The sequence below is a fragment of the Yoonia sp. genome (assembly GCF_965660735.1).
In the GTDB taxonomy this organism is placed as follows: Bacteria; Pseudomonadota; Alphaproteobacteria; order Rhodobacterales; family Rhodobacteraceae; genus Yoonia.
Map to the genome: position 1 here is coordinate 39,687 of NZ_CBFIBD010000001.1, position 11,680 is coordinate 51,366.

At 59.3% G+C, this 11,680-nt stretch carries 13 protein-coding genes; 8 read left to right on the forward strand and 5 right to left on the reverse strand.

Features of this window, described 5'->3' with window-relative positions; translation table 11 throughout:
* Positions 1 to 44: 44 nt before the first annotated feature.
* Positions 45 to 770: a uroporphyrinogen-III synthase gene (locus ACTG4B_RS00195; RefSeq protein WP_439153646.1), complete on the reverse strand. Its 726-nt coding sequence runs from the start codon at positions 768 to 770 to the stop codon at positions 45 to 47.
* A 68-nt stretch (positions 771 to 838) separates the two neighbouring features.
* Between ACTG4B_RS00195 and tsaD the strand changes: the two genes are divergently transcribed.
* The 4 genes from tsaD to ACTG4B_RS00215 are packed head-to-tail and all read left to right on the forward strand — an operon-like array spanning position 839 to position 3,579.
* Positions 839 to 1,921 (forward strand): tRNA (adenosine(37)-N6)-threonylcarbamoyltransferase complex transferase subunit TsaD, encoded by a 1,083-nt coding sequence (tsaD, locus tag ACTG4B_RS00200; RefSeq protein ID WP_439153647.1) that lies wholly within the window; start codon positions 839 to 841, stop codon positions 1,919 to 1,921.
* Positions 1,918 to 2,880, forward strand: a complete 963-nt coding sequence (locus ACTG4B_RS00205; RefSeq protein ID WP_439153648.1) for an NAD(P)H-dependent glycerol-3-phosphate dehydrogenase — start codon at positions 1,918 to 1,920, stop codon at positions 2,878 to 2,880. Before tsaD ends, ACTG4B_RS00205 begins: the two co-directional genes overlap by 4 nt.
* A gap of 1 nt (position 2,881) precedes the next feature.
* Positions 2,882 to 3,154: a YciI family protein gene (locus ACTG4B_RS00210; protein WP_439153649.1), complete on the forward strand. Its 273-nt coding sequence runs from the start codon at positions 2,882 to 2,884 to the stop codon at positions 3,152 to 3,154.
* On the forward strand, positions 3,154 to 3,579 hold the full coding sequence (locus ACTG4B_RS00215; RefSeq protein ID WP_439153650.1) for an EVE domain-containing protein: 426 nt from the start codon (positions 3,154 to 3,156) through the stop codon (positions 3,577 to 3,579). Before ACTG4B_RS00210 ends, ACTG4B_RS00215 begins: the two co-directional genes overlap by 1 nt.
* A gap of 221 nt (positions 3,580 to 3,800) precedes the next feature.
* Here ACTG4B_RS00215 and ACTG4B_RS00220 read toward each other — a convergent pair whose 3' ends face one another.
* On the reverse strand, positions 3,801 to 4,142 hold the full coding sequence (locus tag ACTG4B_RS00220) for a DUF2853 family protein (RefSeq protein ID WP_439153651.1): 342 nt from the start codon (positions 4,140 to 4,142) through the stop codon (positions 3,801 to 3,803).
* A gap of 176 nt (positions 4,143 to 4,318) precedes the next feature.
* A complete protein-coding gene (ahcY, locus tag ACTG4B_RS00225) occupies positions 4,319 to 5,707 on the reverse strand; it encodes an adenosylhomocysteinase (protein ID WP_439153652.1) in 1,389 nt (462 codons plus the stop codon).
* A 113-nt stretch (positions 5,708 to 5,820) separates the two neighbouring features.
* Between ahcY and ACTG4B_RS00230 the strand changes: the two genes are divergently transcribed.
* A complete protein-coding gene (locus tag ACTG4B_RS00230; RefSeq protein WP_439153653.1) occupies positions 5,821 to 6,411 on the forward strand; it encodes an HD domain-containing protein in 591 nt (196 codons plus the stop codon).
* Positions 6,412 to 6,482: 71 nt separating this feature from the next.
* Here ACTG4B_RS00230 and ACTG4B_RS00235 read toward each other — a convergent pair whose 3' ends face one another.
* Positions 6,483 to 6,647 (reverse strand): hypothetical protein, encoded by a 165-nt coding sequence (locus ACTG4B_RS00235; RefSeq protein WP_439153654.1) that lies wholly within the window; start codon positions 6,645 to 6,647, stop codon positions 6,483 to 6,485.
* A gap of 95 nt (positions 6,648 to 6,742) precedes the next feature.
* Between ACTG4B_RS00235 and ACTG4B_RS00240 the strand changes: the two genes are divergently transcribed.
* Positions 6,743 to 7,618 carry a LysR family transcriptional regulator gene (locus ACTG4B_RS00240; protein WP_439153655.1) on the forward strand — a complete coding sequence of 292 codons (876 nt, stop codon included), beginning with the start codon at positions 6,743 to 6,745 and terminating at the stop codon, positions 7,616 to 7,618.
* A gap of 28 nt (positions 7,619 to 7,646) precedes the next feature.
* On the opposite strand, the gene ACTG4B_RS00245 is transcribed toward ACTG4B_RS00240, so the two are convergent.
* Positions 7,647 to 8,198 (reverse strand): ActR/PrrA/RegA family redox response regulator transcription factor, encoded by a 552-nt coding sequence (locus tag ACTG4B_RS00245; RefSeq protein ID WP_439153656.1) that lies wholly within the window; start codon positions 8,196 to 8,198, stop codon positions 7,647 to 7,649.
* A 371-nt stretch (positions 8,199 to 8,569) separates the two neighbouring features.
* Between ACTG4B_RS00245 and regB the strand changes: the two genes are divergently transcribed.
* Positions 8,570 to 9,979, forward strand: a complete 1,410-nt coding sequence (gene regB / locus ACTG4B_RS00250) for a sensor histidine kinase RegB (RefSeq protein WP_439153657.1) — start codon at positions 8,570 to 8,572, stop codon at positions 9,977 to 9,979.
* A 76-nt stretch (positions 9,980 to 10,055) separates the two neighbouring features.
* On the forward strand, positions 10,056 to 11,648 hold the full coding sequence (locus tag ACTG4B_RS00255) for a PAS-domain containing protein (RefSeq protein ID WP_439153658.1): 1,593 nt from the start codon (positions 10,056 to 10,058) through the stop codon (positions 11,646 to 11,648).
* Positions 11,649 to 11,680: the final 32 nt, after the last annotated feature.

An 11,680-nucleotide genomic window follows, 5' to 3' on the forward strand; every position in this document is an offset into this window, starting at 1 on the left:
AAAAAGGCGGGTTTCAATTACAGTATCGCGCAACGCGGCAACCCTCAAGCCAGAGGGATGCCATGGTCCCCTTCTTTGATCGCACGCAGACAATCCAGCGTCGCGCGGATCATCGCAGGCCCGTCCGGCGCTGACGCAACAGTCGTCGTGACAGCGTGCAGATCGGTTGGCAAAGCTGCCGGACTGATCGCGACCACGTGCAGCGGTGCCGAAACTGACCCACTGCGTTGAAATATGGTGCATGTCCGGGCGGAAAACAGGGGCACCACCACAGGATTCTGCCCTTGTAACGCATTGTGGGCGATATCCGTCAGTGGTTTGGCGTGTTGATCATAGGCGATCACATCGCGGCACGGCAGGCCCGCATCGGTCAATGCGTCGGCAATATTTCCACGTGCGTGAAGCCCCCGAATGTGGGCCAAAACGCCAGCAGGACGCTGGGCAAGGATCAAAGCGATCAATTGTGCGGCATCGCCGGGGCCGGTGACGGGCGCAAACCCCACGCTTGCCGCCGCATTTGCGGTTTGTTCTCCTACGCAATAGGCCACGATCCCAGGCGGCAGACCCAACGCCTTGGCCTGTGCAACACCATTGACAGATGTGAAAATGGCCGCACTGATCCCCGACAGATCATCCGCGACCGCGAGAGGGGCGATCTGCAACAGCGGCGACCGAATGATCCTGATCGGTCCGTCCCACGCTGCCTGAATGGCTGCCGCGAAATCGGCCCCCTGCGGGTCAGGTCGTGTCACGATCATGATCGGAGTCATTGTCACACCATTGTTTGCGTGTAGAGCCAGTGTTACCTGCATACGATCAACGCGCAACCGGAACACCCATGACACAGACCCTGACCATCCTTGGCATCGAAAGCAGCTGCGACGACACAGCCGCTGCCGTGGTGCGCGGCACTGATGTGCTGTCGTCGGTGGTTTACGGTCAGACGGCGTTGCACGCCGACTTTGGCGGTGTCGTGCCCGAAATCGCGGCCCGCGCCCATGCCGAAAAACTGGACCATGCGGTCGAACAGGCCATGGCCGAGGCCGGCATCGGGTTTGCCGACCTTGATGCCATCGCTGTCACCGCGGGGCCGGGGCTGATTGGTGGGGTGCTGTCCGGCGTGATGTGCGCCAAGGGTCTGGCGGCGGCGGCAGGTCTGCCATTGATCGGCGTGAACCACCTCGCCGGGCACGCGTTGACGCCGCGCCTGACGGACCAGATTCCCTTTCCCTATCTGATGCTGTTGGTATCAGGCGGGCACTGCCAATTCCTGATCGTCGAGGCGCATGACAGCTATCGGCGGATCGGCGGCACGATCGACGATGCCCCGGGCGAGGCGTTCGACAAGACCGCCCGCATCCTGGGCCTGCGCCAGCCGGGCGGCCCCGCAGTTGAAGCGGCGGCAGCCCAGGGCGACCCGAACCGATTCAAGCTCCCGCGGCCCCTGTTGAACCAACCGGGGTGCGATATGTCGTTTTCGGGGCTGAAAACCGCGATGCTGCGCGCACGGGACGGCGTGATTGCTGACCGTGGTGGGCTGACCAATCAGGATCAAGCCGACCTGAGTGCGGGGTTTCAGGCCGCAGTGGTTGACATCCTGACGGAAAAGACACGCCGCGCTCTGGCCGAATACCTGTTGCTGGCACCTGCAACGCGGTCTTTTGCGATTGCAGGCGGGGTGGCGGCGAACGGACCGGCGCGGTCTTCCCTTACCGCGCTTTGCGCCGGGTTAGAGACTGATTTTTTCGCACCACCCCTTCATCTTTGCACCGATAATGCGGCCATGATCGCCTATGCCGGGGCGGCCCGGATGCAGGCAGGAACGGTGGATGACCTGACCTTGTCTGCCCGACCGCGCTGGCCGCTGGATGATCGCGCGGCCCCGATGCTGGGATCAGGAAAAAAGGGGGCAAAGGCGTGAAAATCGGGATCATCGGCAGTGGTGCCTTTGGCACGGGGCTAGGTGTGGCGCTCGCGTTGGATGGCAACGATATCGCGCTTTGGGGCCGTGATGGCGATGCGCAGGCCGCCATCCAGACCACACGGCAAAACCCGAAACTGCCGGACATAGCCCTGCCAGAGAATATGACGTTTTCTGCCAAGTTAGAGACTGTTCTTGCCTGTGACATTATCCTGCTATCAATTCCGGCACAAACGCTGCGACCATTTCTTGCCGGACATGTCGCGGCACTTTCGGGCAAGTATCTGGTGGCGTGTTGCAAGGGGATCGATCTGGAACGCATGACCGGCCCTGCCAGCACGATCCGCGATATGATCCCCGGCGCGATCCCGGCGATCCTGACCGGGCCCAGCTTTGCCGCTGATATCGCGCGGGGCCTGCCCACGGCGCTTACACTTGCCTGCGCGGATGATGCAGCGGGGGAAATCCTGCAAAAAGCACTGTCCACCACGGCGCTGCGGCTTTACCGCACGACCGATACGGTGGGGGCCGAACTGGGCGGGGCACTGAAAAACGTGCTGGCGATTGCATCCGGTGTGGCGATTGGCGCGGGGCTGGGCGAAAGCGCGCGCGCCGCGCTGATGACCCGTGGATTTCCCGAAATGCAGCGCCTTGCCGCCGCACTCGGCGCCGATCCTGAAACGCTGGCTGGGCTGTCCGGCTTTGGTGATCTGGTGTTGACCTGCACATCCGAACAGTCACGCAATTACCGCTATGGGCTGGCGCTGGGTCAGGCCCAGACCTTTGATGTCGGCACCACCGTCGAAGGCGTGGCCACCGCCCGTGCCGTTCGACAGCTGGCGCAGGATCTGGACATTGACCTGCCGATTTGCACAGTGGTTGCTGATCTGACTAGCGGACAAACCGATGTGATAACGGCGCTGAACAGGCTGCTGTCTCGCCCACTCAAGGAAGAATGACATGCGTTTTGCATTGATGACAAAAGATAAACCCGGCGCACTGCAAACGCGGCTGGATAACCGCGAGGCGCATCTGGCGTATATCGCCGACACCGACGTGGTTGAAATGGCCGGGCCCGTTCTGGATGCCGACGGGCAGATGTGCGGGTCGCTGATCGTGCTAGAGGTCGACGATCTGGCAGCCGCACGGGCCTGGGCCGATAACGACCCTTATGCAAAGGCCGGATTGTTCAGTGATGTCACCTTGAAGGCTTGGAAAAAGGTGATCGGCTGATGGCGCACTGGTTGTTCAAATCCGAACCGGACGTCTGGGGTTGGGATGATCAGGTCGCCAAGGGTGACGCGGGCGAAGAATGGGACGGTGTGCGCAATTATCAGGCCCGCAATAACATGCGTGCGATGAAAATGGGTGAAAGGGGCTTTTTCTATCACTCGCGCACCGGGCTGAAAATTGTCGGTATCGTCGAAATCTGCGCCGAGGCGCACCCCGACAGCACCACAGACGACGCCCGCTGGGACTGCGTGGATATCAAGGCGGTGCACCCGTTCAACAAACCTGTGACACTGGAGCAGATCAAGGCGGACCCACGGCTGAAAGATATGGTGCTGGTGAATAATTCCCGCCTGTCGGTGCAGCCCGTTACAGATGACGAATGGCGCATCATTTGCGACATGGGCGAAACGAACCCCTGCACTTAAACGGAAAAGAGGGCCGGACATACGCCGAACCCTCTTCCACCCCGCGTGCTCCCAAGCCACCACACGCATTGAATATCCAGGTCCGGACCATCCTGATCCTGTGTATTGAATACAGCAGTTCACTGCTGTTCGGCAAATCCAAAGCACGTAAGATTTTAGTCAAACCAAACGCAAAACGCCCGCGGATGTCGCGGGCGTTGGCGTTCGGTTGGCGGGTGGACCTAGCCGTAGATGGATTCTTTGCCGAAATGCTTGGTCAGCATGTAGTAGATGACCGCGCGATATTTATTCCGTTCGGACTGGCCATAGGTTTCCAGCACAGATTTGATCGCCGCATCCAGTTCCGGCCCGTCTTTGAGACCCAGTTTCTTGATCAGAAAGTTGTTCTTGACGGTCTCAAGCTCGGCCGGTTGGCTGCCCGCGACTGTCGATGCATCCGCGTCATAAATCGCAGGGCCGCAGCCGATTGTGACCTTGGTCAGCAAGTCCATGTCAGCCGTCATGCCGCATTTATTGGCCAGATCGTCCGCGTATTTCGCAATCAAATCGTCTCTTTTACCCATGAGAATGTCCCCCGATGTTGTTTTTGTTCAATAAACCGCTGCAATGCGCAACATGGGGCGGAGGTTAACGGCACATTGGCCAATTGCTAAGAATTTTTTCGGGGAGACAGCAAAATTCTGCACCGGATCACGGATCATACAACCCCCACCACCGCGATGGTGGGGGTTGCAGGGGGTCAATAGCGGTAGTGGTCGGGCTTGAACGGCCCTTCGACGGTGACGCCGATATAATCCGCCTGATCCTTGCGCAGTTCGGTTAGTTTCACGCCGATGCGTTTCAGATGCAGGCGCGCGACCTTTTCATCCAGAGCTTTCGGCAGGATGAACACACCGGGGGCATATTCCTCGCCCTTGGTCCACAGTTCGATTTGCGCCAACACCTGATTGGTAAAGCTGGCCGACATCACAAACGACGGATGGCCGGTGGCGTTACCAAGGTTCAACAGACGCCCTTCGGAAAGCAGGATCAGACGGTGCCCGTTGGGCATCTCGATCATGTCCACCTGTTCCTTGATGTTGGTCCATTTGTGGTTCTTCAGTGCCGCAACCTGAATTTCATTGTCAAAATGGCCGATGTTGCCGACGATCGCCATATCCTTCATCTCGCGCATATGCTCGATCCGGATGACGTCGCGGTTGCCCGTGGTGGTGATGAAAATGTCAGCGCTGTCCAGAACATCCTCTAGCAATACGACCTCGAATCCGTCCATCGCGGCTTGCAGCGCACAGATCGGGTCAACTTCGGTGACTTTCACGCGGGCACCGGCACCCGCAAGCGAGGCCGCCGACCCCTTGCCGACATCGCCGTAACCGCAAACCACAGCAACCTTGCCGGCCATCATGGTGTCGGTGGCGCGGCGAATGCCATCGACCAGCGATTCCTTGCAGCCATATTTATTGTCGAATTTCGACTTGGTCACGCTGTCGTTCACGTTGATCGCGGGGAAAGGCAACAGGCCTTTCTTATGCAGGTCATACAGACGATGCACGCCGGTTGTCGTTTCCTCGGACACACCTTTGATCGCGTCGCGGGTTTTGGTGAACCAGCCGGGGGATTGTGCCATACGTTTCTTGATCTGTGCCTTGATGGCCTCTTCTTCCTCGGACTGGGGGACAGGGATGATTTCCTCGCCCGCCTCGGCCCGCGCGCCCAGCAGAACGTAAAGCGTCGCATCACCGCCGTCGTCCAGGATCATGTTCGCACCTTCGGGGAACTGGAACGACCGATCCAGATAGTCCCAATGTTCCTCAAGGCTTTGACCCTTGATCGCGAAAACAGGGGTGCCGCCTTCGGCAATTGCTGCTGCCGCGTGATCCTGCGTCGAAAAGATGTTGCAGGACGCCCAGCGCACATCTGCGCCAAGCGCGTTCAGTGTCTCGATCAGCACAGCGGTCTGGATCGTCATGTGCAGCGACCCGACGATCCGCGCACCGGCCAGCGGTTTCTTCTCGCCATATTCCTCGCGCAGGGCCATCAGGCCGGGCATTTCGGTCTCGGCGATATCCAGTTCCTTGCGGCCATAAGCGGCCAGCGCGATATCCTTGACAATATAGTCTTGCGACATGCTGTTCTTCTCCTGAGAAAGGTTGTGGGTCCCATAGCATCGCGGTCGGGTTGCCACAATCCAAAGCCACGTATTATGCAGTTGTCTGAAAAAGGAATTAAGGCGGACCCTGCATGAAACAACCACGCGCATGGCAAAGGATGCTTTCAGGGCGCAGATTGGACCTGCTGGACCCGACCCCTGTGGACATCGAAATCGCAGATATCGCGCACGGACTCGCCTTTGTTGCGCGGTGGAACGGGCAGACGCGGGGCGATTTTGCCTATTCGGTGGCTGAACACTCGCTGCTGGTGACCGAGATTTTCAGCCGCCAGAACCCCAACGCACCTGTGAAATGGCAGTTGGCCGCATTGCTGCATGACGCGCCGGAATATGTGATTGGCGACATGATCAGCCCTGTCAAGGCGGCTGTGGGTCCGGGGTATAGCGCGCTGGATGATCGGCTGACCGCTGCAATCCATCTTCGCTTTGGCTTGCCCGCGCAAATTCCCGCGACGGTCAAGCGCCAGATAAAAAAGGCCGACAAGCTGTCCGCATGGCTGGAGGCGGTGCAGATTGCGGGGTTTACGCGGCCAGAGGCGGACAGGTTTTTCGGCAAACAGGATACGGCGTTGGTGGACAGTCTGACCATCCGCTTGCGCCCGCCCGCCCAGGTGCGTGACGAATTTACAGCGCTGCACCAGCGCTTGATGAATGCATTGTAACGATCCGGCACGATTGAACATCATAGGCCGGATCGTAGCGGCCCCGATCGATTGAAACGCGCAGACCCACTTTAACGGATGCGAAGGTTACGATGGGACTGGTGCTGTTTTTCGGCCTCTTCCCGTTCATACTGGGCAGTGCTGCGGGCAGTGCGCTGGTGGTTGCGATAATCGGGATCGCTCCAGCCATCCTGACGGGTTGCAAGGGACATCGTGTTGGCAAGTAGCGAAAGCATGGCTTTTCCTTTCCTGAGTTGATAAGCGGCATCTAGGCTGTGTATGCGCGCAATGCGACTCTGAAAGAATTTTATAATGTTAGCTGAACTATCATATGAACTGGCGTGATGTTCCGTCCCTTGCCGCGTTGCGCGCGTTCGAGGCGGCAGCGCGCGCCGGGTCGTTCAGCGCCGCCGCACAGGAACTGAACGTCACCCATGCCGCCATCGCGCAGCATGTCCGCGCAATCGAGGCATCGCTAGGCGCGTCGCTGTTGGTGCGCGAAGGCCGCGGGGTTGCGCTGACCGATGCGGGGGCGCGGCTGGCTGCGACGCTGACAGACGGATTTGGGCAGATCATCGCCGGGGTGCGCGCCATCCGTGACGACGCCGAGGCGCGACCGCTGGCGATTTCAGTGACCCCCACATTTGCTGAAAACTGGCTGATGCCCCGGTTTTCGGATTTCTGGACGCAACATCCAGGCTTTGATTTGTCGATCACGCCCAGCATCGACGTGGTCGATCTGCGCCGCGACGGGTTTGACATGGCGGTTCGATACGGCGACGGCGACTGGCCCGGCGTCGAGGCAACCCATCTGATTTCGGCCGATTATACGGTTGTAGCGGCACCTGGCCTGCTGGCGGGGCGCAAGGTTACACAGTTCAGCGACCTGTATGATCTGCCGTGGCTATTCGAAACAATTCACCGCGAACCAAGGCTGTGGGCAGAGGCATCGGGGCTTGACCCGGCGCGCTGTCAGATCAGGGAACTGGCGACACTGACCATGTTACTATCAGTTGTCCGGGCCGGTGCCGGGATCACGGTCGTGGCAAGTGCGTTGGTCAGTGATGACCTGAAAGCGGGCAGGCTGGTTGCCCTGATGCAGGAAACCCGGGACCGCACAGGGTATTACATCGTTCATGCGCCCGGCGTTTTGCCAGACAGGGTCAAGACATTGAAAAGCTGGCTGTTGCAGGCCGCCAGATCATAGGGCGGATCGTGATCCAACCTGCGCGACGTCACCGCGGGCTGCGTTTGGCCAAAATCCTTTGCAACGTGCGCCGGTGCATCGACAGCCGCCGTGCCGTTTCCGACACGTTGCGGTCGCAAAGCTCGTAAACCCTCTGGATATGCTCCCACCGCACGCGGTCCGCGCTCATCGGGTTTTCGGGGGGTGGTGGCAGGCCGTCATTGCGCGCAAGCAGCGCATTTGTCACGTCAGTCGCGTCCGCCGGTTTCGCCAGATAATCGACCGCCCCGATCTTGACCGCCGCAACCGCCGTGGCAATCGCCCCGTAACCCGTCAGCACAACAACGCGGCTTTCTGGTCGCTGGGCACGCAGTTTTTCAACCACATCCAACCCGTTGCCATCCTCCAGCCGCAGGTCAACAACCGCATAGGCCGGGGGACGGGCCGTGGCAATCGCCGTGCCTGCCGCAACGGAATCCGCCATTTCAACAGCAAACCCGCGCTTTTCCATCGCCTTTGCAAGACGACGCAGAAACGCCTCGTCGTCATCGACAAGCAACAGGCTGTTATCATCGCCCAAGTTCAGTGCCTCGGTGTTCATCATCGGTCCTTTGTGGTCGTTGCGATACAGATAGACCCGCGATGAAGCCCGTCAACTGTCCACGATGCATCCACAAAGCCTGTGCCGGGCAGGGACAGGCATGTGAAGGTTGAATGCTGCATCAGGTAATATTCCAAGTCCTTATCCTGTTTGGAATGGAACGTCCCGTTTGCCAGAGAGGCCGCCGCCACCTGCGCATCCGTATTTTCGTCAACAGAAAAGTTACGCCCACAGGCCCAGGCAAGGCCACGCCCGTCGTTATGGTCACTTTTCCGGCCATGCCCATCTTCCTTCGCGGTTTGGTCGCATTGATCCTGCATGCCCCGATGCTTATCAATGTTCCAGCTTGCCTCATGGGATCCCGCAGTCAGATGTCGATTTCAGAATTCGAGATGTTTCAGGACCAACAGCGCAGCAACTGGGTGCGTCTGCGGACCCTTGTCATGCTGCGATGGTTTGCCTCGGCCGGACAGGCCGCGGCAATTCTTGTGGCTGTCAGGGTTTACGGGTTGCAGATTGAAGTCGGCTTTGCCGCCATGGTCATCGGCGCATCGCTGCTTGCGAATTTGTTTTCCAGCTTTGTCTATCCTGAAAACAAGCGTCTTTCCGAACGCGAGGCATCGCTTTGGCTGGTGTTCGATATTGTCCAGCTGAGCCTGCTTTTGTTCCTGACCGGGGGGCTGAACAACCCGTTTGCGATGCTGATGCTTGCACCGGTGACCATTGCCGCAACCGTGTTGCACCTGCGCAGCACGCTGTTTCTAGGGCTTACCGCGATCATCCTGATCACCCTGCTCAGCCAGTATAGCCTGCCCATCGTCAGTGCCATGGGGGTCACCCTGGTTTTGCCCGGGCTGTTCCAGTTCGGGTTCTGGGTCGCGCTGACCATCGGCGTGGTGTTTCTGGCGATCTATGCCCGCCAGGTCACAACTGAAATGCACACAATGGGCGAGGCGCTGCTGGCCACGCAGCTCGCTCTGGCGCGCGAACAGAAGCTGACGGATCTCGGCGGTGTCGTTGCCGCCGCCGCACATGAACTGGGTACACCGCTGGCGACGATCAAACTGGTCAGCAGCGAACTGATGGAAGAACTGGAAAACCATCCCGAGTTGCTGGAGGACGCAGCCCTGATTCGCCAACAGGCCGATCGCTGCCGGGATATCCTTCACTCTATGGGGCGGGCGGGCAAGGATGATCTGCATCTGCGCCACGCACCACTTGAAACCGTTGTGCGCGAAGCCGCCGAACCGCATATGAACCGCGGAAAGCATGTGATCTTTGGGATCGGTCCCAACGACGGGGCCGCGTTGACCCAACCGACAATTCCGCGTCGGCCTGAAATCATACATGGCCTGCGCAACCTGATTCAGAACGCCGTAGATTTCGCACAGGCCGAAGTTTACGTCGATATCAACTGGTCCAAGGATGACATTACCGTGCGTATTTCCGACGACGGGCAGGGGTTTCCACAGTCGGTTATCGGGCGCATCGGCGATCCCTATGTGCGGCGTCGCCGCTTTGCCGAGGATCGCGGACGCCGCCCCGGATACGAAGGTATGGGGTTGGGGCTGTTCATTGCAAAGACCCTGCTGGAAAGATCCGGCGCCAACCTGACCTTTGCCAACAGCCGCAGACATGGTCATGCGGGATGGGCCGGGCAGGCAACCGGTGGGGCCATCGTTCAGGTAACATGGGCGCGGAGTGCCCTGCCCGATCCCGGCCATGCGCCAGGTGGTGCGCTGGGCCAGAACATGCCGATTGACGCCTGGCCCACAGCCTGAGGCAATCTTAACGCGACTTTAACTTTACTCTTTCAAGGTGGCCTTGTGATTAACCGAGGACCAAGGGCGCGGAGCAATGACATGGATGGATCTGATCGCGGCGGCAGCCATCGCTACATCTGGCGCAGCGATTCTGCAGGTCGCGCGGCAATTCTTTAACCGCCAACCGGAACCGCGCGCGGCATTTGCCGGTCAACCCACATCCGGTCCGGTTTTCCTGTTCCATGACCGTATCCTGATTGACGCAACCGTTGATGCGCAGGCGATGATCGCGGAACACGCCGATCACATGGGCGAATTTGATGCGACCTTGCATGTTCTTGCGCCACATTTTCCCGCGCTGCGTGAAAAGCTGGAACAGGAAATACCAGATACCCTGCGGATCGACGGACCCTGCCAGGACCGGCTTTGGCTGGAAGCGCGGCAAACCGATGGCATGCTGCGTCTTGCCATAAAAGGGCAGAAACACCCCAACGACCTGAGCGCCAGCGATGTGATCGAACGCGATGTCAGCCTGTCGGAATTGGCGGTGCTGCGCGACATGACCCGTCACACCCCTCAGCTGATCTGGCATGAAGACAGCGATGGCAGGCTGATTTGGGCAAACCAAGCTTATCTGTCTTTCCACAATGATGTTCAGCCCTCGAACGAGGATTCCGACAGGCGCAGCTGGCCGGATAAGCCGCTGTTTCCCGATCTGCACGCCACCATGGCGTCGCGTGACAGCACGTTGCGGCGACTGTCCGTAACGCTGGCTGAAAAACAGGCCGAGCAGTGGTTTGATGTGACCAGTGTGAAACGGGGCGACGGATTTTTACATTTCGCAACCGACGCAAATGCTGTGGTGCGCGCCGACCATGAACGCCGCCATTTCGTCCAGACGCTTAGCAAGACTTTCGCAGACCTGTCGATTGGCCTGGCCATCTTCAACAAACGTCGCGAATTGACCATGTTCAATCCTGCGCTGCTGGACATGACCAACCTGCCCGTTGAGTTTCTCAGTTGCCGACCCACGCTGGATGCGGTTCTGGACCGGCTGCGCGAAACCCGGATGCTGCCCGAGCCGAAAAACTATACCACATGGCGTGACCATTTTACCGCCCTTGAGGTGGCGGCAAAGGACGGCCGCTATACCGAAATCTGGAATTTGCCCGAAGGACAGACCTATCGCGTCACCGGGCGGCCGCATCCTGACGGTGCTTTTGCATTTCTGTTTGAAGACATCAGCGCCGAAATGTCACTGACCCGCAGGTTTCGGACGGATATTGAAACCGGTCAGGCGGTGCTTGACGCGCTGCCCGACGCGATTGCCGTTTTCTCCAGTGCGGGCACGCTTGTGATGTCGAATGCTGCCTATGCGACACTTTGGGGTGCGGTGGATGACACCGGGATCACACCCTTTGATTTGCAGACGGCCATTCAAGGCTGGCAATCCCAATGTGCGCCATCCGCTGTCTGGGCTGAATTGCGCCGGTTCGTGCATATCCTTGGCCCGCGCAAACCATGGTGCGATCGTGTGACCCTTGATGACGGGCGGCACCTGCGCTGCCATGCCAACCCTATTTCCGGCGGGATGACGATGGTGCGGTTTTCGATTGCGCCGCCGCGCAAACCAGTGATCCAGAAACTATCTGCCCCGGATCATGCTTTGCTTGCGGGCAAACGCTGATTTCAGCTTGCAGGCCGACCATAAGCCCATAG

What these genes read in the sequence shown, in the direction of transcription:
- ACTG4B_RS00235 (WP_439153654.1), bottom strand. Translation starts at nt 6,647, where the DNA reads ATGCTTTCGCTACTTGCCAACACGATGTCCCTTGCAACCCGTCAGGAT.
- tsaD (WP_439153647.1), top strand. Translation starts at nt 839, where the DNA reads ATGACACAGACCCTGACCATCCTTGGCATCGAAAGCAGCTGCGACGAC.
- ACTG4B_RS00255 (WP_439153658.1), top strand. Translation starts at nt 10,056, where the DNA reads ATGACATGGATGGATCTGATCGCGGCGGCAGCCATCGCTACATCTGGC.
- ahcY (WP_439153652.1), bottom strand. Translation starts at nt 5,707, where the DNA reads ATGTCGCAAGACTATATTGTCAAGGATATCGCGCTGGCCGCTTATGGC.
- ACTG4B_RS00245 (WP_439153656.1), bottom strand. Translation starts at nt 8,198, where the DNA reads ATGAACACCGAGGCACTGAACTTGGGCGATGATAACAGCCTGTTGCTT.
- ACTG4B_RS00195 (WP_439153646.1), bottom strand. Translation starts at nt 770, where the DNA reads ATGACTCCGATCATGATCGTGACACGACCTGACCCGCAGGGGGCCGAT.
- ACTG4B_RS00240 (WP_439153655.1), top strand. Translation starts at nt 6,743, where the DNA reads ATGAACTGGCGTGATGTTCCGTCCCTTGCCGCGTTGCGCGCGTTCGAG.
- ACTG4B_RS00210 (WP_439153649.1), top strand. Translation starts at nt 2,882, where the DNA reads ATGCGTTTTGCATTGATGACAAAAGATAAACCCGGCGCACTGCAAACG.
- regB (WP_439153657.1), top strand. Translation starts at nt 8,570, where the DNA reads ATGTCGATTTCAGAATTCGAGATGTTTCAGGACCAACAGCGCAGCAAC.
- ACTG4B_RS00215 (WP_439153650.1), top strand. Translation starts at nt 3,154, where the DNA reads ATGGCGCACTGGTTGTTCAAATCCGAACCGGACGTCTGGGGTTGGGAT.
- ACTG4B_RS00230 (WP_439153653.1), top strand. Translation starts at nt 5,821, where the DNA reads ATGAAACAACCACGCGCATGGCAAAGGATGCTTTCAGGGCGCAGATTG.
- ACTG4B_RS00220 (WP_439153651.1), bottom strand. Translation starts at nt 4,142, where the DNA reads ATGGGTAAAAGAGACGATTTGATTGCGAAATACGCGGACGATCTGGCC.